The 21,457-nt window shown below is 51.2% G+C and carries 16 protein-coding genes; 3 read left to right on the top strand and 13 right to left on the bottom strand.

All coding sequences use genetic code 11. The annotated features are described in order from the left end of the window. The 6 genes from JUF22_RS00690 to JUF22_RS00665 form a co-directional block, all read right to left on the bottom strand. On the bottom strand, positions 1 to 1,731 hold the full coding sequence (locus JUF22_RS00690; RefSeq protein ID WP_203642405.1) for a DUF5776 domain-containing protein: 1,731 nt from the start codon (positions 1,729 to 1,731) through the stop codon (positions 1 to 3). 241 nt (positions 1,732 to 1,972) lie between these two features. Continuing rightward, on the bottom strand, positions 1,973 to 3,301 hold the full coding sequence (locus tag JUF22_RS00685; RefSeq protein WP_203642403.1) for a hypothetical protein: 1,329 nt from the start codon (positions 3,299 to 3,301) through the stop codon (positions 1,973 to 1,975). 1,072 nt (positions 3,302 to 4,373) lie between these two features. After that, entirely contained in the window at positions 4,374 to 5,036 is a 663-nt protein-coding gene (locus tag JUF22_RS00680) for an ABC transporter permease (RefSeq protein WP_275404338.1), read from the bottom strand. Positions 5,037 to 5,038: 2 nt separating this feature from the next. Further along, positions 5,039 to 5,971 (bottom strand): osmoprotectant ABC transporter substrate-binding protein, encoded by a 933-nt coding sequence (locus tag JUF22_RS00675; RefSeq protein WP_203642402.1) that lies wholly within the window; start codon positions 5,969 to 5,971, stop codon positions 5,039 to 5,041. Positions 5,972 to 5,980: 9 nt separating this feature from the next. Continuing rightward, on the bottom strand, positions 5,981 to 6,607 hold the full coding sequence (locus JUF22_RS00670) for an ABC transporter permease (protein ID WP_203642401.1): 627 nt from the start codon (positions 6,605 to 6,607) through the stop codon (positions 5,981 to 5,983). Continuing rightward, positions 6,604 to 7,812 (bottom strand): betaine/proline/choline family ABC transporter ATP-binding protein, encoded by a 1,209-nt coding sequence (locus JUF22_RS00665; RefSeq protein WP_203642400.1) that lies wholly within the window; start codon positions 7,810 to 7,812, stop codon positions 6,604 to 6,606. The genes JUF22_RS00670 and JUF22_RS00665 overlap by 4 nt, the downstream gene beginning before the upstream one ends. 1,073 nt (positions 7,813 to 8,885) lie before the next feature. Between JUF22_RS00665 and JUF22_RS00660 the strand changes: the two genes are divergently transcribed. Beyond that, positions 8,886 to 9,365: a Rossmann-fold NAD(P)-binding domain-containing protein gene (locus tag JUF22_RS00660; RefSeq protein WP_203642399.1), complete on the top strand. Its 480-nt coding sequence runs from the start codon at positions 8,886 to 8,888 to the stop codon at positions 9,363 to 9,365. 181 nt (positions 9,366 to 9,546) lie between these two features. Here the strand turns inward: JUF22_RS00660 and JUF22_RS00655 are convergent, their stop codons facing one another. Continuing rightward, positions 9,547 to 10,137 (bottom strand): TetR/AcrR family transcriptional regulator, encoded by a 591-nt coding sequence (locus tag JUF22_RS00655; protein ID WP_203642398.1) that lies wholly within the window; start codon positions 10,135 to 10,137, stop codon positions 9,547 to 9,549. A gap of 140 nt (positions 10,138 to 10,277) precedes the next feature. Between JUF22_RS00655 and JUF22_RS00650 the strand changes: the two genes are divergently transcribed. After that, positions 10,278 to 12,206, top strand: a complete 1,929-nt coding sequence (locus JUF22_RS00650) for an NAD(P)/FAD-dependent oxidoreductase (protein WP_203642397.1) — start codon at positions 10,278 to 10,280, stop codon at positions 12,204 to 12,206. A 66-nt stretch (positions 12,207 to 12,272) separates the two neighbouring features. On the opposite strand, the gene JUF22_RS00645 is transcribed toward JUF22_RS00650, so the two are convergent. The 6 genes from JUF22_RS00645 to JUF22_RS00620 all read right to left on the bottom strand — a co-directional run bounded on the left by JUF22_RS00645 (position 12,273) and on the right by JUF22_RS00620 (position 20,387). Then, the gene (locus JUF22_RS00645) at positions 12,273 to 13,502 is read right to left on the bottom strand and encodes an MFS transporter (protein WP_203637583.1); all 1,230 of its coding nucleotides are present in this window, start codon (positions 13,500 to 13,502) and stop codon (positions 12,273 to 12,275) included. A 525-nt stretch (positions 13,503 to 14,027) separates the two neighbouring features. Further along, the gene (locus tag JUF22_RS00640) at positions 14,028 to 14,975 is read right to left on the bottom strand and encodes a Dyp-type peroxidase (protein ID WP_203642396.1); all 948 of its coding nucleotides are present in this window, start codon (positions 14,973 to 14,975) and stop codon (positions 14,028 to 14,030) included. Between the two features lie 152 nt (positions 14,976 to 15,127). Continuing rightward, positions 15,128 to 16,294: a MalY/PatB family protein gene (locus JUF22_RS00635; RefSeq protein WP_203642395.1), complete on the bottom strand. Its 1,167-nt coding sequence runs from the start codon at positions 16,292 to 16,294 to the stop codon at positions 15,128 to 15,130. Continuing rightward, complete coding sequence (locus tag JUF22_RS00630) at positions 16,291 to 17,151, bottom strand: DUF3737 family protein (protein ID WP_203642393.1); 861 nt, start codon at positions 17,149 to 17,151, stop codon at positions 16,291 to 16,293. Before JUF22_RS00630 ends, JUF22_RS00635 begins: the two co-directional genes overlap by 4 nt. Before the next feature lie 120 nt (positions 17,152 to 17,271). Then, positions 17,272 to 19,338, bottom strand: coding sequence for a glycosyltransferase-like membrane protein (locus tag JUF22_RS00625; RefSeq protein ID WP_203642391.1), 2,067 nt, complete (start codon positions 19,336 to 19,338; stop codon positions 17,272 to 17,274). Beyond that, the gene (locus tag JUF22_RS00620) at positions 19,335 to 20,387 is read right to left on the bottom strand and encodes a glycosyltransferase family 2 protein (RefSeq protein WP_203642389.1); all 1,053 of its coding nucleotides are present in this window, start codon (positions 20,385 to 20,387) and stop codon (positions 19,335 to 19,337) included. The genes JUF22_RS00625 and JUF22_RS00620 overlap by 4 nt, the downstream gene beginning before the upstream one ends. A gap of 211 nt (positions 20,388 to 20,598) precedes the next feature. Here JUF22_RS00620 and JUF22_RS00615 point away from each other — a divergent pair, with 211 nt between their 5' ends. Continuing rightward, positions 20,599 to 21,333 (top strand): SDR family NAD(P)-dependent oxidoreductase, encoded by a 735-nt coding sequence (locus JUF22_RS00615; protein ID WP_203642387.1) that lies wholly within the window; start codon positions 20,599 to 20,601, stop codon positions 21,331 to 21,333. Positions 21,334 to 21,457 lie beyond the last annotated feature (124 nt).

The raw sequence follows: 21,457 nt of genomic DNA, 5'->3' as shown, positions 1-21,457 counted from the left end.
CTATTTAACCTGCATGACCAATCGCTTGTTAGCTGAAACATAGCGGTCATTGGGCAACTGGTACCGCGTGGTCAGGTTGTGAGTGACCAGCTTCTTCACCCGAATGACTTGGTTCTTGCGGTAGTGGAGTTTCTTGCCGGTGAGGGCTTTGGTTTTATAGCTGTTGAGGCCGCGGAGAACCTTGATCTTCTTTGTCTGAGTTTGGTAGTAGGCGTGGCTGACAAAACTGTCCTTGGCTGTGATGTAGCCGGTTTGACCGTTCGTCTTGGCGTTCGGCGTCACGTCCTTGACCTTGTAGCGGAGTAGGCCGTTCTTGGAGCGAGCGTAACCAGTGACCTTGAACATCGGCCGGTTGGTCCGTTTAGCCTTGGTGTACCAGTGAATGCGGGCCTTATTGGTAAAGGTTGGGGAGTTGTAGAGACCAATTTTCTTGGTGGCGTAAACGATTTTGTTCTCTGGTTTAGCCTTGTCTGCCTGTGAGACAACGGTATTAGAGCTGCTAGACGTGTTAGACGAAGAGCCTAAATTATTGGTGGGCACAGCGGTTTTCGGAGCCGGATAGAGCTTGATCGTGTAATTTTGAATGTAGGTAACTGTTTTGAATGGACAAACTAGGACGCGGAGGTGAAGGGCGGTGCTATGGGCTGGGACGTTGGTGATGGTCAGGTAATCTGGGTCGTTTGGCGGAAGAATTGTGTAGGTTTGGGCGGGAAAGTATGCGCTAACGGAATCTATTTGTTTCTGCGGCAGGGGCTGATAATAGGTGTTACTTTGCGCATCAATCCGATCAGTCTGTCTGAAATCAAGCGTTGTGGGGAAATCGCGATACTGATCACGGTACGTCGTTAATGGGATAACTTTCCCAGCGCCGAGGGCACCATTTGGGATGAAATTGGTCGGATCATCAAAGAAGTCGGGACTGTTAAACACTTTAAAGGCAATTTGGCCCTGACGTGAAAATGGGTCGCCAATTAGGTCTGGAGAAAAAGGTGTTGTGAGTTCATCAAATTTGGTGAAAGGAATTTTCGCGGTGGTTCCATTGAGCACGACATCTGTGAGCAGGGGAGCGTCCGAAGAGGTTGAACTTGGGGCATATAAGTTGCCAATCGGACTAGTAGCGCCTTGCGCATTTTTGTAGTCCATCCAGGGAGAAAAATCGCTAATATCATTTTGATTGAGATAGAGATTCGAAAGCACCGTGGTTGAGTGAACGTGTTCGGCAGCGCTCAGCAAGGTCGTGAGATCAGCGTTTGTTAACTGATCATTGCTCAAATCTAAAGAGTTCACGTTCTTATATTTGTCGGGACGAGTGGCTAGTAGGGTAGACATGATAGCAGGAAGACTGGCTTCAATTTGACTAGTTTGATGGGTTAGAGATAACTCGTGAAGTACGGGCGTGATTCGGGTGAGGGGTTCATAACTAGTTAGTGGCTGATCAATTGTAATGGCGGGGTACTCGGCTTGGACCTCGGCTAGGGTGCTATCGCCGGAAATGCCGTAACCCTCAGTGTGGTAGTTTTGATGGTCTAGCATGGCAGCCTTGACGACAGCAGCAGCGCTATTTGTGTCGGCGTCAGGAAAGGTTTCATCAATTGTTTTCGATAAATCAGTCGTCACCACCGGCGTCGTTTCCGCGTGAACAGAACGCACATTAACTAGTAATAGGCCAGTCAGCAGGGCAACGAAACTAAGTATACTGAGACAAAATGTTCTAAAGACTTTTCCTTTCATCAGAGTTCACTCCTTATCAAGTGCGATAATCTACAAGCTAAGCATAGCACCTAGTTAGTTGGACAGTAATCGATTGGCGGTATGAAAAATCACCCATCGCAATGACTCGCGGTGGGTGATAATGAAAGCTTGGTAGGATAGGATTTGTCGGCTAAAACGATGGCTAGTTAACTGCACTAAATCGTTAGGTAAACTTGCTTACTTAACGACGTGAATAAAATTAAAAGGGCCAGCCAACTGGCTACCCCTTAGGTTCGTGCAAAATATTTCCCAGTGAAATGCCCAACGAGGCCAGCGTTAACGGCCAGCTCATGGTCAGGGTATACAGCCAGAAATGACTGGCATCACTGGGTTTGAAGAATGACAGAATTGATAAATGGGCGCCCGCACTCACGGCCACCAGTAGGCCAAACATGACCAGCTGGCACAACAGGCCGCCATACGTGGAGAACCGGTATTTGTGAACGATGGCCATATCGTGGTCAATCTCCGGCGCCCCGTACAGCGTGGCGTTGATGGTCGGGTTGTCGTAACCGACGTACAGGGTAATCAGCAGAATCCCCACCACGTAGGACCAGCGCCACGGAATCAGCAGGAGCACATGCCCCGCCAGCAAACTCCCCTGGCTGAGCCGTAGCGCCCGTTTGGTCGACCCGCGTCCCAGTTTATTAAAGAGGGGATAGCCGGTCTCAAACCCGACCAAGTACAGCGCAAAGACCACGTACATCCCCGCATGCCCAAAGTAGAAGTAGGCGAAGAAACCGCTGAACAGCAGGACCAGACTCATCAGGAAGCCCCGGTTTAACAGGCGAATCTTGTAATTAGGTAGCACGTGGCGGTCACCGTACAGCTCGATGGCGAGAATCACCAGCGCCACGCCGATAATGGCGAGCACTAACCCGTTTGGTAGGTTCAGCGCGGCCTTCCGCAACGTCGTCAGTAAGGCGATAGCCGCAAAGCCAATCAGGGACAACGCCCAGCGCCAGCCCTGTTGGAGACCGTGGGGATGCGTTGGTCGATTCTGGTAGAAGTCGTTGGTAAAGTTGTCCAGCAAAATGCCGCCGGGCAGCGCACCCAAGTACAGCAGCGCCAGCACGCTAAAGGTCAGCGTATAGCTCCATCCAGCCGCCAGATCGATGGCCAGCATGACGCCAAGGCCCAGGAAGATGAGCCAGTACAGCCGCTTCATTTTAAATTCGCTCGACTGACTAAGATGTAACTTGAGGGTCAAAAAGTACGGCCAAATCGTGGCGGCACTGTACCCCCACAACAGACTGCCAACAACGAGCCAGCCCACGGCGTTTGTCAGGGCAAAGATAAAGCTCCCCAGCGCGCCCAGCACCAGGCTCACGATGAGGTAGGTGCTCGACCGCAGATTTAAGCGTTTGGTATAAAAAATACTAGCCGCTCGCGAAATGTAGAAGGCCACCAGGGCAATCAAATACGTCTCGCTCTGCGTTTCCTGGTACTTCAACAGCATTAAAATGTAGGGCAACATGAGACCAATATTTGCTAGAAAGTTTAGGGTGCCGACGGAAAAGTCGATACCCGCTTGCCGTAACCGCTCCACCCAATCATCTCCTTGATTTTCTTTTTTTGTGTTTGGTTCTAACTTTGCCGCCTGCGTCAGCTAGGTGCTCTCGTCCCATGAGGCACGCCCGAAGCCTGAGAAGCGGTCTTCGGACTTGTGGTCAAGCCTTACTGAAACCCGTAAGTCTCGACCACAGCCTGTGCTGTAAGGCCGAGAAGACCACTCGCCCTAACAACCACCGACACGGGACTTCGCACCTAGCTGACTCCGGCTAAGAGTTGTGCACCACCCCTAAAAGAAATTCAAGGGGTGATTGGTGGTTTGGCCGGGTGTGATTGTGGTTGTTTGACTTGAGCTAGGTGCTCTGTCCCATGAGGCGCGCCCGAAGCCGAAAGGCGGTCTTCGGACTTGCGGCCAAGCCTTACCAAGCCCGTAAGTCTTGCCCACAGCCCGTGCTGTAAGGCCGAGAAGACCACTCGCCCTAACAACCACCGACACGGGACTTCGCACCTAGCTGACTCCGGCTAAGAGTTGTGCACCAACCCCAAAAGAAATTCAAGGGATGGTTGGTGGTTTTGCCGGTTGTGGTCATGGTGTTTGTTCAGGCGGCATACCTAAAATTCAGTGTCGTAGTAGTTAACGCCTACGAATATTACTTTACACAGTATAACATTAATTATCCGCAAAGGTGGTTGGGGAGCAAGGCCAATTCACGGGCAACAAAAAAGCGTCATCCACCTCGTTCAAACGAAGCAGGTGACGCTTAAATTATCGAAAATTAACAACTAGCGCGACAGCCGTCTAGCCAACCACACTAGCGAGCAAATGGACCACGACCACGGCTGCCGTCTAAGACTTCGCCAAACCAACATCGGATTGGTGTCGCAATCTGAGCCGGAGGAAGCCAGGACGGAGACGGCTGTGTCGATTCTGTTAGTCGGCGTTTTTGAGCCGGCTTACAGAATGGGACAACCTTTGAGACTTGCAGGGTTCTCGCAAGGCTCAAAGTTGAGGTGGGAGCCCGCACCACAGGCGGAAACCGGCCCCACAGCAGGCGTAGTCCTGGAAGCCGCAGGCGGCCAAGTTTACACGCACTTGACCCAAACCAATATTACCGTTCAGAAGAAGTCTTAGGCGTTAGGCGCTTTTCGATGAAGGAGAGGACCAGGTCCGTAATAATCGCCATCAAAGCCGTTGGCAACGCCCCAGCCAGGATAATGGCCCCGCCATCCGTGGCGTTGGTCCCGCGGACGATGATGTCCCCGAGCCCACCGGAACCGATGAACGAGCCGATAACGGTGATCCCGATACCGATGACTAAGGCGTTTCGAATCCCGGCGATAATCACCGATAGCGACAGGGGAATCCGGATGGTCATCATGACCTGAAAGCGGGTCATCCCCATGCCTTTCCCGGCGTCCAGCACGTCGGCGTCGACGCTCAGCATGCCGGTGTAGGTGTTTTTAATGATTGGCAGCAGGGAGTAGAGGAAGACGGTCACGATGACCGTGGTCTGGCCCAAGCCTAATCCCAGCATCAAAATGGACAGCATCGCTAGTGACGGAATCGTTTGGATCACGTTGGCAATGCCAATGATGACGGGCGAGAGGCGCCGGTACTGAGAAATCCAAATGCCCAGCGGGATCCCGACGATGGCGCCCAGTAGCACGCCGTAGATGGAAACGAGGAACGTTTGGTTAAATTGACTGAGGACGTACATCCCGTTGTGGCTAAAGTAGTAAACCAGCTGACTGAATAAACCCATGTCTTTCATAACTAGTCGTTCCCCCCTTCAAAGTAGTGGTGTTCTTTCAAGAAATTGTTGGCAACCGTCTGGGGTTCTTCCAATTGGTCGTCGACTTGGTAATTCAATTGTTGCATGGTCTTCAGTGAAATCTTGCCGACCAAGCGGTTCAACACGCTGCGTAGTTCCGGATGCTGTTTCAAAATGGCATCGGTGGCAACGGCGCTCCCATCGTAGGGTGGGAAGAAATTCTTGTCGTCCTTTAACAATTTTAAATGGTAGCTGTTGACCCGGCCATCGGTGGAGTAGCCCAGAATGGCGTCCATCTTGTCGGCGGATAACGCGTCGTAGAGTAGCCCGGTCTGCATGGGCAGCACCGTGCCGAAGCTGTAGCCGTACATCTTCTGGAAGGCGGGGTAACCGTCGCCTTGACGGTTTTGCCAAATTTGGTCAATCCCGACTTTCATAGTGGGGGCCAGCTTCTTCAGGTCACTGACGGTCTTCAGGTGGTGTTTCTTCGCGAAGGCCGGCTTGACCATCCAGGCGTAGGTATCGGCGAAACCGTATGATTTGAAATAAGTCATCTGGTAACGTTGCTGAAATTCACGGGTGACGGTCGTGTTGACCTTGGCGGGGTCCCGCTCAAATTTTTCATTCAAGATGGTCGTCAGATCGGTCCCGTTGAAGCGGATGGACGAGATGTCCGCCTGCTTGTTCTTCAAGGCATTGAAGCTGACGTTGCCGGACCCCAAGTTATTGATGATCGTGGTGTTTAAATTTGTATAGTGCCCAATCATGCCCGCAATGACGTAGGCCATGATCTGTTGTTCCGTGGTGTTCTGTGACGCGATTCGTACGGTGTTATTGCCCGAGCCAGACAGTCCCGGTAGCGCGCACCCGCCCAAAGGCAGGAGGACGACCGCAACCAGAAAGGCAGCGAGCCATTGACGTAAATGTTTTCGCATAGCGGCCTCCTATCGTAATTGGCGTGGCGTGACGGCCACTTCCACTTTACCCAATAAATAGTCGACGAGAAGCGCCAACAGGATAACGGGAATCGAGCCGCCAAGAATCAGGTCAGAGCGGTACAGGTTCAGTCCGTTGAAAATGAAATCCCCCAGACCACCGGCACCGATGTAGGACGCCAGGGTGGCCCACGCAATCACGTAGGTCGCGGACAGCCGGATACCGGCCATGATGACCGGTGCGGCTAAGGGAATCTCGGCCTGAATCATCATTTGCCACCAGGTCATGCCCATGCCTTTGGCCGCGTCACGCACGGTCGGGGAGACGCCTTGCATGCCCAAATAGGTGTTGCGCAAAATGGGCAGCAGGGAGTAGATGAACAGGGCGACGATGGCGGGCGTTGAACCGATTCCGAAGATGGGAATCATCATGGCTAACAGTGCCATGGCCGGAATCGTTTGGAGCACCCCGGCCAGGGTGATGACAAAGTTGGCGCCGTGTTTCATCCGCGTCAACAGGATGCCCAGTGGCACGGCCACGATGACCCCGAGGGCCAGGGCGGCCGCCGAGATGTACAGGTGTTGGCCGGTCTTGGCAATCAGTTGGGTCCCATAAGTTGCTAGAAAATGCATCATTGTGGGATTTCGCCCCCTTCATCGTGGGTCGCAGCGGCATGGATATCCGCGTTGATCGGGGAAGCGGGTTCTTCATTGGCTTCCGGTGCGCCACGCAGGGCATCGTAGACGATGTCGACCAGCGCCGTCCGGGTAACGATGCCGACCAGGTGCTTGTCCTTGTCGACCACGGGCACGTTTTTAACCCCCTGTTTCAGAATCCGGTCGACGGTATCGCCAATCAGCGAGTCGGCCTTCACGAAGAAGACTTGACGGTTGGTGAAATCGCCCACGGCCGTGTGGGGGTCGGTGATTCGGTTGATGTCTTCCAGGTCAACGTAGCCTTGGAGTACGCCGGCGTCGTCGGTAACCAGCAGCGTATCAACTCGCCGGTCATGCATCAGCTCGATGGCATCGTCGACGGTCTTGTCGGGCGTGATGGAAACGGGGTTCTTTAACATGATTTGGCTAACGGATAAAATGTTGGGTTGCGCCCGGATCAATCGTTCCTCACCAATCAGGTTGGTGACGAAGTCGTTGGCCGGGTGGCGTAGAATGTTTTCGGGCGTGTCGACTTGGACCTGCTTGCCTTGACTCATGATGACGACCTTGGTGGCCAGGTGTAGCGCTTCGTCCATGTCGTGGGTCACGAAGATGAAGGTCTTGCCCAGGTCTTCTTGTAAATGCTTGACCAGATCCTGCAGCGATTCCCGCGTGATGGGGTCCAAGGCACCGAAGGGTTCATCCATTAAAATGATCTCTTGGTCGGCGGCCAGGGCCCGCACAACACCGATTCGTTGCTGTTGCCCACCGGAAAGTTCGCCGGGATAGCGTTGCAGCATGTCGTCGGGGAGTTGGGCCAGCTCGATCATCTTGTGCGCTTGTTCGGCCCGCTTCTCCTTGGACCAGCCGAGGAGCTTGGGCACCATTTCGATGTTTTCCTGAATGGTCATGTGGGGCATCAGGCCAATGTTTTGGATGACATAGCCGATGGACCGCCGGAGCTTGACCGGATCCATTTTAGAAATATCCTTGTCGTTGATCTTGATGGTGCCAGATGTTTGTTTCAGCATGCGGTTAATCATCCGCATGGTCGTGGTCTTCCCCGAGCCGGACGTCCCGATGAACGCAATAAATTCACCGCGGCCGACTTGCAAATTGAAGTCGTCGACGGCAATCTTGCCATTGGGATATTCCTTACGTAGATGTTCCATTGAAAGTAGCATAGATTAACCTCCTGTATGATGGTGTCGCGTATTAAATGGTACGTTGTCAGTGCCTCCGGGAGAATGAAAATAGGCCGTGACGCTGTGGGCGCCCGTCTGGAGCCAAAGGGCGGTCTCCAGACTTACTTTGAGCCGCTAAGAACGCGTCTCAAAGATAGCAATTATCTAAGCAGCAAAAACCGCCGCTAAGATAATTCCCACGGCTGAGCCTATTTTCATTCTCCCTGCGGCTCACACTAGTTTAATGCGCCGGCGGAAGTGTCGGTGGTTAAACTAGTGAGGCCATGGTAATGCGGTTGTTCTTGAGAGTGATGATGAACTGTAACGAGTAAGCCAGTGCTGTTGTTCTGCGGTCTAAATCCGTGTTGGCCGCAGGGCGAGGGAAAATGAGCTTAGCCGTGGGAGTTCCCTTGGTGGCTCGGCCACTTAGGGAACTGCTAGTTCGAGACTCGGTTTGTGAGGCTCAAACTAAGCCCGGAGACCGTTCTTTGGCTCCGGGCGGGTGCCCACAGCGGACCGGTCTCGTTTTCCCTCGCCCGGAGGCACTGACAACGCGCAGTTTAGCCCGCGTACAAAAATAACGATCGGTGTGCCGGGAGCACACGTCAAGACGGGCAGCCTGGAGACCGGTCGTATTTGGTTTTTCGTTTCGCAGTTACGTCTATTGTACATGAAAGAGTTACATTTACCAAAAGATAACTATTCCTTCTGTTGATAATCTTCTAGTGTAAACGGATTCGGGACGCAACCGTATCGTTGCTCTGCCAGGCCTGCAGGGTATTTCGTTACGTTAACATATTTATATGAGTTTTTAATAAGTAATTACTTATTTATTTCCTCAGAATTTTTTAAAATAGGGGTTGCCTTCGACCTACTGTAACCCTTTATAATCATTAACATTGGGTTGGGCGGGTCACGTTATTTACTAGTCAAAAGAGACTGATAACGGGCGCCACTGTGGGAGTTTAACCACTGCCCAATCACTTGAAGATGCACATATTCGCTGGTTATCTGATACGCAAAGAAAATAACCAGCGCGCTAACTGATACATGAACGAAAGGAAGTTACGACCTTGAAACGAATCTTACTCGCTGGTGCCCTTGATGCTGCCAGTCAAAATTTTGTCCGTCAATTAAGCCAAAATAGTCAGTTGGACCTGACCGTTTACACCTCCAGCGCGGTGAGTTTGCCCGAATCCGTGATGGCGCTGACCGAAGAAGTGTTGGACGAAGGTGGTCTGAGCGCCGCCATGTTGGATCAAGACCTGGTCGTGGCCTTGGTGCCAACGATTCGCTTGGCCAAGATGGCGAGCACATTGGCAACGGCGGTCCAAGCCGCTGGCAATCCACAATTGATTATCAGCCGCACGGATGACATCGAAGAGTTGCCGCTGGAAGAGCGCCATGCGCGGCAAACGTTAGCCGCGGCCGGTGTGGCTTTCGACATAGTCGATGGCTTCGGCGGCATCAGCAGTTTACTCGGCGTCAGCACGACGTCGGCAACGGTTTTTGGGCCGGGTGAAGAGGTTCCCCTTGAACGTTTTGCCGGGTAAATAGCCGTTGAAGGTCTTTCTGGGCTACCATGAAATTTATCCACAAACTAGCTGATGATTTTCACTAGCGCCTTCTAAGTTGTTTTAAAAGCGCAATGTGATTTGCCATGTAAATTAAAATGTCAAAAATCGACAACCTACAAGCTGAGAATTGCTTGAAGGCTGTCGATTTTTTATATGTCTAAAGATTAGGGAATTTTTCGTGAATGCTAGGTAAGACACCGTCTTCGAAGCTTTCCATAATTAGTGAAATGAGCTCATCTTTACGTAACAGTGGTTTTTCAGTATGTTGCCACCTAATTGTGGTTAAGATATTGCCAGCAATTAAGCGGGCATAAAAAGACATAATCTGAACCTGCTTCTCAGAAGCATCAGGTTCTTTGACGTTAAACGCGGTCAGCAGAACTGACTGAAAAACGGTGAGCATGTCATCAAATAAGGTGATGGGCAATGGTCGGTGGAGCAAGATGAGCAGGGTTTCTTGATTTTGTTCAAAGTAATCAATAATGGGTATCAAGTAGGAAGGGTCGCCAGTCAAAATCGTTGGCTCACGGTCAACTACCTGGATGTAATGCCCAAGCAGATCCGTTGAAACTTTGTTTAGTAAATCGTACTTATCAGCATAATTTCTGTAAAAGGTTGTCTTATTAATTTGGCAAGTTGTTGTCAGCAACTTTATGGTGATGTCATTAAAATCGAATTGACTGAGTAGCTGAATAAAGTGGGATTCAATATTACGTCTAGTTTTAACGATTCGAATGTCCGTAGCCATGACTTCTCCTCCTTTAAGCAACCTTCTCTATTTTTTCGTTGCTTAAGCAACTTTTTAGGTAGTTCTTGTGATTGTGGCAACAAGTGAATTATAGCACAATGAAAGCGTATTCAAATAAACGATTTAAGGAGATCTGACTGATGAAAAGTAGCCATTATCCAAAATTATTTACAAAAGGCAAAATTGGTAATGTCGTTATCAAAAATAGAATTGTGCGTAACTCAATGGGAACTTACTTAGGAAATCCTAATGGGACAGTCACGGATAGACAAATTAAAGCCTATGCCGAAGCAGCAGATGGGGGTGCGGGGTTAATTTTCATGGATAATGCGACACCAGTTCCAATGAAATCCTGTGGTTTGCGAGCAGACAAAGATGAATTTATTGCTGGGCTATCATTGTTGGCAGATGCCTTGAAAGAGCATGGCGCTGTGCCTGCCATGCAACTAGCCCACCCAGGCCGTGATGCAGGTTTCGTAGGAAGTGCAGATGTGATTGGTGCTTCACCAATCACTTACGAACCATGGTATCAAGCTGGAGCAAAATTACCACGGGCTTTGAGTGTTGATGAAATTCATGATTTGGTACATAAGTTTGGTGATGCTGCATTGCGATGCAAGCGTGCGGGATTTGAAGTTCTCGAGATTCATGGGGCAGCGGGTTGCATTCCAACAAATTTTTTGTCGCCACACGATAATCAACGAACAGACATGTATGGTGGCTCACTTGAAAATCGGATGCGTCTTCTGCTAGAGATTATTAGAGACGTTAAGCAAAAGTGTGGACCTGACTTTCCGGTCGGCGTGAAATTGTCAACGGACGATTGGGAGCCAGATGGCATTCGATTGTCAGAAACGATTAAGGTTTGCCAGGCGCTTGAACGGGAAGGGGTTTCCCATTTGAATTTGATGGGTGGCACCCACGCTACGGCTTCAATGGAAATGTTAAAGCCTAATGCCTTCAATGCAGGAGATACACAGAAAATTAAGGAAGCCGTTCACATTCCCGTATTTGCGGGTCATAATGTTTTTACGCCAGAGATTGCTGAGCAGCTTTTAGAGGAAAATGCCGGAGATTTTGTTGCTCTGGGTCGAGCATTCTTAGCAGATCCTGCATGGGCAAAAAAGGCTCAGAGAAATCAGGCACAAGATATTAATCCTTGTATCAATTGCCTAATTGGCTGTATGGATCGCGGCTTGTTGGCAAATACGCCGATTCATTGTACGGTTAATCCAACACTTTATAAATATGAATCAAATCCTTATGAACCAGCAAGCGTTAGCAAAAATATTGCAGTGATTGGTGCTGGACCTGCTGGATGTGAGGCCGCCTTGGTTGCGGCAAGTCGTGGTCATCAGGTCACACTCTATGAGCGACGTTCATTTGGTGGAGCCATGGTTGAAGCCGCAGCGCCAGAGAGCAAAGCCAATATTCGTAGACTGACAACTTACTATGAAGAGCATGTGACGCGGAGTAAAAATATTAAATTAGAAAAGAAAACAGCAACTTATGCGGATTTAGTGAATCAAGGTTATCAAGCCGTGATTGTCGCAGTAGGGGGTGCCGAACGTAAACTTGACGTGCCAGGAATTAATCAAGATAAAGTGATTTCCGCAATGGATTACTTAGGCGGTCGTCAGGATGTATCTGGGGATGATATTGTCGTTATTGGTGGCGGCGTGACGGGAGCTGAAACAGCTTTGGAATTGAAAGCTGCTGGCAAACAAGTCACAATTGTTGAAATGATGGATGAGTTTTTAGCAAGTCCCGCACAGTCCTCCCTAGTTTATAAAATTGCAATCAAACAAGCACAGGTCAAAGTACTGACAGGTCTGAGATTGCAAGAAGTAACGACCAAAGGGGTTAAATTAGTGGATCGGTTTGGCAATATAACGACTTTGTCAGCGACAGCAGTTGTGACGGCGGCTGGTTTCGTCCCACAAACTTCATTGGCAGATAAACTTGAAGAGCAAACGGATATGGATGTTTATAATATTGGGGACTCCGAACGTGTTCGTCAGATTTACGATGCAGTTCATGAAGGATTTGTTGTAGCTCGACAATTGTAAATATGGTGAATAGAAAAAACGGACACGACATTAAAAAATTGTCGTGTCCGTTTAATTTATTTTAACCTAAGCCGTTTTGACTCGTGCCTTACGAATCTCTGGGACTAACCACCAGATTAATGCGAGGTTGACCAGCATCAACAGGGCCGTGGAGAAGAAGACCGCGTTGTAATCGAAGACCCCGGCAATCCAGCCGCCGAGGAGCGAGCCCATCATGTTGCCGATGGCTTGGAAGGATTGGTTCCAGCTGAAGACGGTGGAGGTTAATTCGACCGGCGAGTTTTTCGTCAAGAGGGTTTGAATCTCTGGGAATAGGGCCCCGTCGGAAATACCGATCATGAACCGTAAGATTCCGAGCATCCAGACGCTGGTGACGAATCCCTGTGGGAGGTACATGAGAAAGGCAAACACGTAACCGAAGATCAAGACCTTACCAGAGCCGTGCTCATCCCCGTAACGCCCGAGGCGCGGGGAAGCAAAGATGTTTGAAATCCCTGGTAAAGCCGCGATGATTCCGGCGACCACGGTGATTGGGCCGACGTTGTGCATTAACTCTTTCACATACAAACTAATGATTGGTGAAATTGAAATGTTCCCGAATTGAACAATCATGGTTGAGGATAACAGAACCAGAATCAATTTGGGATTGGGGAAGGCGGCCAATGGATTGTGGCTCTTGGGCGCATCCGGTTGCTTGGTGACCGGCTTGAATTTTTCTTCAACCAGCACCCAACTCATGATGAACGTGAGGAACAACAAGGCGGCCGTGATGAAGAAGGTCAGCCGAATCGAGAAGACCTGCGCCAGTATCCCACCAATGACGGGCCCCAGCAACATGCCGCTGGTCACCCCGGTCATCAGGGTGCTGAGTGAAGCGCCACTGTGTTTCCGCGGCGTCTGTGAGGCGACTAAGGCCTGTGCGTTGGAAATGAATCCGGCGAAGACCCCTTGTAAAGCTCGCAAGGCCACTAACTGCCAAACGCTGGTGGCAAATCCCATCAACGCCATGGCGCCGGCCGTTCCGAGTGAGGCCCGCATCAGCATTAATTTCCGACCCTTCCGATCGGCGACCATGCCCCAAAGTGGGGAAGCAATCGCACTCACGAAGAAGTCCGCGGCGTAGACCAAACCACTATACATGGTCACCTGTGATTTGGTGTAATCGCCTAAACTACTAATATATAACGATAAAAATGGCATGATTTCACTAAAAGCCATGCCGGCAACGAACGTACAGAACCAGAGAACCCGCAAATTACGCCGCCATGGGCCGGATTCTCTTTCAGACTCGTCCAAAATAGTTCAACTCCCTATTGATTGAATTGATTGGTGAGATTACCCAAAGTAACGCAAACCAATCGTGAATTATCCGTAATGGTAACTCTACTAAGATACGCCCATAATGCCGGAACGTCAACGTTAGCGACTTGATTGTATGCGCTCGCAATTGGTTTGAAATAAGGGATTACGGCAATTGAAAAGTTTCGATTTGGGCCAGTTGATGTGATGAAAGAAAACCGGTCCCCGGTCACGTGAAGGTAGAACACGTGATTGGGAACCGGTTTGTAGTTATGACAGAATAGAATCAAGTTAGTAAATAGTTAGCACGGCCACACGGGGTTAAACCGGTGTCAGCCGTGAGGGAGAAGAAAATAGCTTCAGCTGGGGGATTTTATGAGTGGGCTGCTCATAAAATGGTGACTTTGAAACGCGGTTTTAAGCGGTTCAAAGCAAGGACGAAGACCGCATTTTGGCTTCGGCCGTCCTGCCCCAGCGTTCCAAGCTATTTTCTTCTCCCGGTAAGGCGAATCGGAGGCAAGTTTAAGCCCCGTAGTTGCCGTTCGCGATGGTTTCGAGGAGGCGGCGGGATGGGATAAAGAATGCCGCACCTGTAATCGGCGTACTAAAGTCTAACAGCCGGTCGCTCTGGCTAAACATGTTGTTCAACATCCGTTGGGTCACGGTAAAGTGACGGGCATAGCCGATGAAGTAGGTGCCGACGATGCCTTGACCGGGTAGCGCATAGGGCACGTTCATCCGCACAATTTTGTGTTCAATGCCGCCCTCGTTGTCTTGCGAGGCAATGTTGTGGGCGTTGGGGAGCTTTTCGTCGTCCTCAAGTTCGCGGTCGCTAAATTTGTGCCGACCAATGGATTTTTCCTGGCCTTCAGTCTTCAAGGCGTTCCAAGCATCCATGTTATGCTCGTATTTCTGAGCGAAGGCGTAGGAGCCATTAACAAATTCCGGGTCTTCATCGCCAATCAACGCGTACTGGGTGGCGTCTGGGCCGGCTGGATTTTCGGTGCCATCGATAAAGCCGATGATGGCACGGCCTTCGAAGTAGCGGAAGCCAGGAGTCTCATCCACGACAGTCGTCCAGTCGCGCAGAAATTCGCGGGCTTGGTCCATGACTTCGTAGACCACCGCCGTATCCTTGGCGCGGACGTGCATGAACAGGTCGCCAGGGGTTGCGGGCGCCGTGTACTTGGGCCCTTTGACTTCCTGAAAATCGACGAGTTCCTTGGGTACGTTGGCGTTCGGGAAGAGGTCTTTCCAAGCGCTGGCACCAAAGCCAAAGGCCACGCGGAGATTGGCATCGGGATAACGAATGTCCATGCTCCGTTCGATAGCGGCTAGGCGGTCGGCAAATTCGGCGATGGCTTCGCGGTCAGCCTCGAGGTGATCACGGTCGATGACGTAGGTGGTAAACATAATATTGTCGCCGGCGTCACGGTAAACATCTTGGGCATCAGCTGGGTTGATTGGCATAATAAGCATCCTCCTTTAAGGTCGTGAAAACGATATCAAATTCAGTATAGCACGGGACTCACTGGGACTCACTTATTAAGTTATCAAATGATAACCTGTCGGCAAAGAAAAAACGCCCGGACGTTAGGCTAGCTAACATTCAGACGCTGGAATTATTTTTGTTCAAAGGTGTGAATGCCTTGGGCTAAGCGGTTCAAGCCATCTTGCAGGCGTTCGGCGGGGCAAGCTACGTTGATTCGCACAAAGTCGTGACCATCGCCACCGTAAACGGCACCGGCGGTAATGAACAGTCCGGTCGTTTGGCGAATGACATCGCATAACGCTTGGGTATCATGGGTCACATCGCGGCAGTCAATCCAGACCAGGTAAGTAGCATGGCCCTTGATGACGTGCAGGTCCGGCAAGTTCTTTTCAATGAAGGCCGTGAGGGTTTGCTTGTTCGCAGTAATCGTTGCGTTTAACTCGTGGACCCATTCGGCACCTTGCGTGTAGGCCGCAATGGTCCCAGGAATGGCAAAGGCGTTGGGTTCGGCCAGCTCTTCGCTGTTAATGCCACGGTCAACACTATCGCGTAAGAATTTGTTCGGGATGATCAGTGTTGCGGCATGCAGGGCAGCCACGTTAAAGGTCTTGCTGGGGGAAACGGCGGTGATGCTGTTGTTGGCAGCGGCATCACTAACGGAGGCAAACGGGTAATAGCCGTGACCGGCATCCGTAATGTCGCCGTGAATTTCGTCGGAGAAGACCGTGACGTGATTGGCCAAGGCGAGATCGGCTAAGCGCCGTAACTCGTCTGGTTGCCAAACCTTACCCACGGGATTGTGAGGGTTACAGAGAATCATCAGCGTGGTCAGTGGGTCGGCCAGCTTGGCTTCAAGGTCAGCCCAATCTACCTCATAGTTGCCGTCGTGAAAATGCAAGTCGTTGGCTAAAATGTGCCGACCATTGTTGACGATGGAATTATAGAAGATGTTGTAAACGGGCGCCTGAACCAACACGTTGTCGCCTAGGTGACTCACGCGCCGAACGGCAGAGGAGATGGCGGGAACGACACCAGTCACGAAGCGCATCCAATCAGTGTTGGGTGCCCAGTTGTGTTCCGTGGCGTACCAGTGTTGAACGGCTTCAAAATAAGCTTCGGGGACTTCTTCGTAACCGAAGATGCCGGCGTCCGCCTTGTTCTTGATGGCATCGACAATCGCTGGTGCCGTCCGAAAGTCCATATCGGCTACCCACATAGGGAGCTCGTTGTCCTTAACATCCCACTTGACGGAGTTGGTGTGCCGTCGGTCAATCATTTCTGAAAAGTCATAACTCATTGATTCAAGGCCTCCTTGGTCGTGATAATGGTCGTTTTCTGCGGGTCAATGGCGGGATCATCAAAGATGACTTGGCCAATGGCCGGTGCTGTAATTTTACCATTAATGGGGTTCTTCACGCTATCGATGGCCGTGTTGATAGTGGCGTCGATGTCCGTGCAGTACTCAAATGAGAGGTCGGTGTTGATCAAGGAACAGTTCTTCAGCGTCAGGTGGTCCACGTAACAGAGGCCTTGATCGCTTTCGAGCCAACAGTTGACGAAGGTAATGTTCTTGGTGTTCCAGGCCAGGTATTCGCCGATGATGGTGGAGTCGTACACGGTCACGTTATCACAGTTCCAGAAGGCATCATGCGTGATAAACGTGGAGTTGTGGACTTCAACATTTTTACTGCCATCAAAGGCATAGTTTCCAGTGATCTTGAGGTTATGGGCAACGACGTTCTCGCTGTTCATGCCAAAGTAATCACCGGTCGCCGTGACGTTGTCGAGCTGAACATCTTGGCACCACCAAAGGGTTTCTCCGGCGTCGGCGAAGGTCACGTCATCTAGCTTGATGTTGCTGGCATGACGGAATGTCTTGGTGGCCCGAACGAGACTGTGATGCATGGTCAGGTCGTCTGTGTACCAAATACCAGCGTGGGCATCCGGCTGCCAGGTGGTGTGATCAAGTTGGGCGTGATTTGTGTACCACAGGGGGTACTTCCACTTGAAAATAGTGTGGTCAATGGCCACGTTTTGGCTGTGCTTTAATGGCGATTCGCCATCAACGAAGGTGCTATTTGTAATGTGGAGGTCGTGTCCTTGAAAAAGGGCCCGTTCTCCCGTTAAGGTTTGTTGATTAATTTCTGTTGTCAATTGTTGTTTCGACTCCTTTTTTACCGATGAGGGACTAGAATTCGGGGTCAGTCTGCGACCCTATGAAGATTATTCTAGTACCTTCGAGTGGCCTTAAGGCAAGTGATTTTAACAAAAAAGTTAAATTCGCCGACGATACCAGTAGAAACGGTCGATAACTAGGAGACCACTTAACCACATGGCGCCAAAGAGCAGCCAGAATTTTCCGTTAGAGAGCACGGGGGCCACACTTTGCTGGGTCACGGCAAATCGCAAGTACTGGTCGGGATGGGCGCTGAGGGGTTCCAGTAGGAGTCGGTACGTGGCTGGGGCCGTGGTCAGCGTGATGTCCTTAGGACTGCGATTGGTGACGGTCAGGCGGTAGCGGCCGGCGGGCTGTAAAGGCAGCGCTTGGTTGAGCCGGAGTTGGCGGCCATGAGACTGCCAGACCGTCTTACCTAGGGCGTTCTTTAAGGTCAGCCGTCCAGTCAGTCGTTCACCATTGTTGACCGTAATCTGGTCAAAGGGGAGAGACGCCGTGAAGGGCTGGGTCAGGGAACGATTTGATTTGAGCGTTAGCTGATGATTTTGAAAGTATTGTCCCTCGTTTTGACTGATAACGCTGACTGGGTCGCTGTTAGAGCGGACCATCAGGTTGGTATTTTGCCAAGCAGCGAAGCCCAGTAACGTGGTGAAGGCTAGGGCCATCCCCAAGGGCAGCCAACGTGAACGCTGTGAATAGCGCAAAATATTGAGGGGTTGGCGATAACCCGCGGCCGTGCCTGCAATCAATAGGAAGAGAACTGGCAGGGCGTAACGTTCTTCCGTTTCCCAGAAGATGACGTGAAAACAGATCAAGCCCATGAAGAAGAGACCGCCCAATAAATAAGCTGAGGTCAGATGGTACCGACGAATCTGTTGGACGCCCCAGCCTAAATTGACCAAGATCAGTGCTAGATAGCTGATCTGACACCAGTTGGCGAGGAACCAATCACTGGTGGCGCGGTGCTGGCGATACCAGTTAGGTGCGCGGTCAAAGGCGGGATTGATTTGAAAACTGTCGAAGGTCCCGCTGGAAAGAAACAGGCGGGCTTTGCGGAAGAGGTGTTGGAGAATTCCTTGCCAGCCCAGGTCGTGGAGCCGCGTCGTGAGCGTTTGGCTAGCCAATTTTTGCTTGGCCGCCTTGGTTGGTTGTTGGCGAATGGCGTTGACGTCCGCCCGTTTGTATTGGCCATAGGAATGGGGATTCCAACTCATCGCTACCCAACTCGTTGCTGGCAGTGATTGATTGGCGTCAACGGTATAGCCGTTGGCCTTTTGCCATTTGGTCGTGAGACCACCACCGACAACCAGCGTGGCTAGGAGGACTAGCGTCAACAAACAACGGGTAAAGCTTTGGTGCGGGGATTGGTTGGGACGTAGCCAGATAGCCACGAGGACCGCAATCACTAGCACAATAAAGTTGGCTTTTAATAGGTAGGCCGCAACCAGTAAGCAGCTTAACAGAATGCTCCGCCAGGTAATTTGTTCCCAGCTCTGCGCCCGTTGTAGATGACGAAAGGCTACAAGGGCTAGGAGACCTAGCGGAAGGACATAGGTATCGCTGTAAGTGTTTAGCGCGTAGGCGTAGAGCGGTACCGTGGTCATGATGAGAACCAGAAATAGATTAGCGCGCGCTGGATTGTGGCGCCGCAACTGCTGCCAGATGGCTAGGAGACCGACATCCAGCCAGGCAAATTGGACCATGTTTAGCCAGACGCCAGAATAACTGCCGGTTAGAAGGTGGCCCACCCGCATGATGCCACTGAGTAGGAGCGTAAAGGTCACGTTATTTGGGTACACGTAGAAGTAGGATGACCAGTCCAAATGACCGTTCAAGAGGTTTAGGGCCTGCTGATGGACAAAGTACAGGTCGGCACGGGGGGCCGCTACCCAGGTGGTTGCGACCCATAGCTGAATCACTAAGAAGGCCAGCCAGAGGCCCCCACTCAGCCACTTGCCCGTTCGGGGCTTGATCCGGTGTAGGTAGCGAAAGAGCAGGCCAACACCGCCTAAGTACAGGGCACTAGCCATCAACAAAGCCAGTGGTTTGAGCCAATCGTGGTCCACCCGAATCGTGACGGGCCAGAGGGCCAATAGAAAAGTTACTAAGAGCAGGCAGCTGATTAGGCCGCCCAGGGTTACGGTGAGATAATGACGGATTTTCATGAGCGTTCTCCTGATTTAGTTCTGAGTTGACTTAAGTGTAACGTAACGGCCGCAGAATTGCTCGGTTCCCGGTAAGCCGCTGTGAAACTCGGGGTATAGGTGTCCGTTTGAATAATGAACCGCGGCCGGTGCTTGACTTCCGTGAAGGTGCGGCCAACGTATTCGCCAATGATGCTGATGGCGACCAATTGAAAGCCACCTAAGAACCAAAGTGAAGCCATAATGGAGCTCCAACCGGTAACCACGGTTCCTCGGAAATGCTGGATGAGGATCCAAAGAATCATGAGGAGGGCACCGCCACAGATGGTTAGGCCGGCGACCAGTAATGCTCGAATCGGGGCGACGGAGAAGGAAAGAATGCCGTCTAAGGCGAAACGCAACATTTTTCGCAGTGGGTACTTGGAGACCCCCGCCTGGCGGGGTTGCCGCTTGTAGTAGAGCTTAGTGGCTGGAAATCCTAACTGGGGAATGATGCCGCGAATGAACGGCCGGGTCTCGTGGCAACGCATGAGGGCAACCAGGACGGGATGAGTCAGTAGGCGGAAGTCAGAATGATTGGGAATCAGATTGACGCCGAGTTTACCCATGACCCAGTAAAAGCCGTTGGCAGTCGTCCGTTTGAACCAGGAATCTGTGGACCGGTCGTTACGGACCCCGTAGATGACATCGTAGCCAGCGTGGGCTTGCGTCACCATGGCGGGGATGAGCGTGGGGTCATCCTGGAGGTCGGCGTCAATGGTAATGACGTAGTCGGCTTGCCGGGCGGCGGTTTCCATGCCGGCCATGAGGGCAGCCTCCTGACCGTAGTTGCGACTGAGTTTCAGTCCGGTGAAATGGGAGTTTTGGGTGCGCAACTGGTCAATCAGTTGCCAGGTCCGGTCACGACTGCCGTCATCGACAAATAAAATGCGGCTGTCCGCGGTTACCAAACGGTCATGAATCAATTGGGTCAAAATATCTGCGAGAATGGGTGCCGTGGTTGGTAAAACGGGTTCTTCGTTATAACATGGGACCACTATAGCCAGTCGTGGCAGTTGCTTCAATGTCATTTTAAATCGTCTCCCCCGAAAAAATCTAAGCATGTAATCCCCTACGTGTCCCAATGATAAGCTAAGCACAGTGTTTTGGGGTGTCAGGGACTTAGAATTGGGCGATTTTTAAGGGTGATTAACTTTGCGTGTTGCATTTGATTAGCGGTTGATAAGTAAATCCGGTATAATTATATTTGTACATAAAATCACAAAATGGAGGTTTTCCAAGATGGGTAAATTAGATGGCAAGGTTGCAATCATTACGGGTGCTGCTCAAGGAATGGGCGCCGCACACGCGAAGCTATTTGTTCGTGAAGGGGCCAAGGTCGTCATCACTGATATTAAAGAAGCTGAAGGTGAAGAACTGGCTAAGTCACTCGGCGAGAATACCCTCTTCATCAAGCACAACGTGGCGAGTGCTGCCGACTGGGATAACGTGGTTGCCCAGACCAAAGCGAAGTTTGGCCGCATTGATATCTTAGTCAATAACGCCGGCATTACGTTTGCGAAGCGCCTGCAAGATATCAGCGAAGATGACTACCTGAAGATTTTCCAGATCAACCAATTGGGCACCTTCTTGGGCCTGAAGGCTGTCGCCAAGGAAATGGTGGCGCAGCATTCCGGTTCCATTGTGAATATTTCGTCGCTGAACGGGTTAGTCGGTGGTGCCGTGGGTTATACGGACACGAAATTTGCTGTCCGGGGGATGACCAAGGCGGCCGCCCTGGAACTGGCCCCATCTGGCGTCCGGGTCAACTCTGTTCATCCAGGAGTCATTGAAACGCCAATGATATCGCAACCCGGAACGGAAGAAGCCGTTAAGCAATTTGCTAAGGCTATTCCGTTACGTCGAATCGCTAAGCCAGAAGAAGTCTCTAAGTTAGTGCTGTTCGTGGCTTCAGATGACGCTAGCTACGCAACGGGCTCAGAGTTCGTTGTCGACGGTGGGATGTCTGCCCAATAATTATTGGTGGTTTCATTCGCCTTACCGGGCGAGAAAAATAGGCTGGAACGCGGTGGGCAGGACGCCTAAAGCCTGGAGAACGGTCTTTAGGCTCGCTTTAAGCCACTGAAAGGCTCGCTTTAAG

This window comes from Levilactobacillus lanxiensis (assembly GCF_016861655.1).
Lineage (GTDB): Bacteria > Bacillota > Bacilli > Lactobacillales > Lactobacillaceae > Levilactobacillus > Levilactobacillus lanxiensis.
Note: the sequence above shows the minus strand (reverse complement) of the source record. Positions and strands in the feature narration are given on the sequence as shown.

Coding starts and splice junctions, on each gene's coding strand:
- JUF22_RS00690 (WP_203642405.1), bottom strand. CDS start 1,731: ATGAAAGGAAAAGTCTTTAGAACATTTTGTCTCAGTATACTTAGTTTC.
- JUF22_RS00680 (WP_275404338.1), bottom strand. CDS start 5,036: ATGAAAGACATGGGTTTATTCAGTCAGCTGGTTTACTACTTTAGCCAC.
- JUF22_RS00675 (WP_203642402.1), bottom strand. CDS start 5,971: ATGCGAAAACATTTACGTCAATGGCTCGCTGCCTTTCTGGTTGCGGTC.
- JUF22_RS00670 (WP_203642401.1), bottom strand. CDS start 6,607: ATGATGCATTTTCTAGCAACTTATGGGACCCAACTGATTGCCAAGACC.
- JUF22_RS00665 (WP_203642400.1), bottom strand. CDS start 7,812: ATGCTACTTTCAATGGAACATCTACGTAAGGAATATCCCAATGGCAAG.
- JUF22_RS00655 (WP_203642398.1), bottom strand. CDS start 10,137: ATGGCTACGGACATTCGAATCGTTAAAACTAGACGTAATATTGAATCC.
- JUF22_RS00650 (WP_203642397.1), top strand. CDS start 10,278: ATGAAAAGTAGCCATTATCCAAAATTATTTACAAAAGGCAAAATTGGT.
- JUF22_RS00640 (WP_203642396.1), bottom strand. CDS start 14,975: ATGCCAATCAACCCAGCTGATGCCCAAGATGTTTACCGTGACGCCGGC.
- JUF22_RS00635 (WP_203642395.1), bottom strand. CDS start 16,294: ATGAGTTATGACTTTTCAGAAATGATTGACCGACGGCACACCAACTCC.
- JUF22_RS00625 (WP_203642391.1), bottom strand. CDS start 19,338: ATGAAAATCCGTCATTATCTCACCGTAACCCTGGGCGGCCTAATCAGC.
- JUF22_RS00620 (WP_203642389.1), bottom strand. CDS start 20,387: ATGACATTGAAGCAACTGCCACGACTGGCTATAGTGGTCCCATGTTAT.
- JUF22_RS00615 (WP_203642387.1), top strand. CDS start 20,599: ATGGGTAAATTAGATGGCAAGGTTGCAATCATTACGGGTGCTGCTCAA.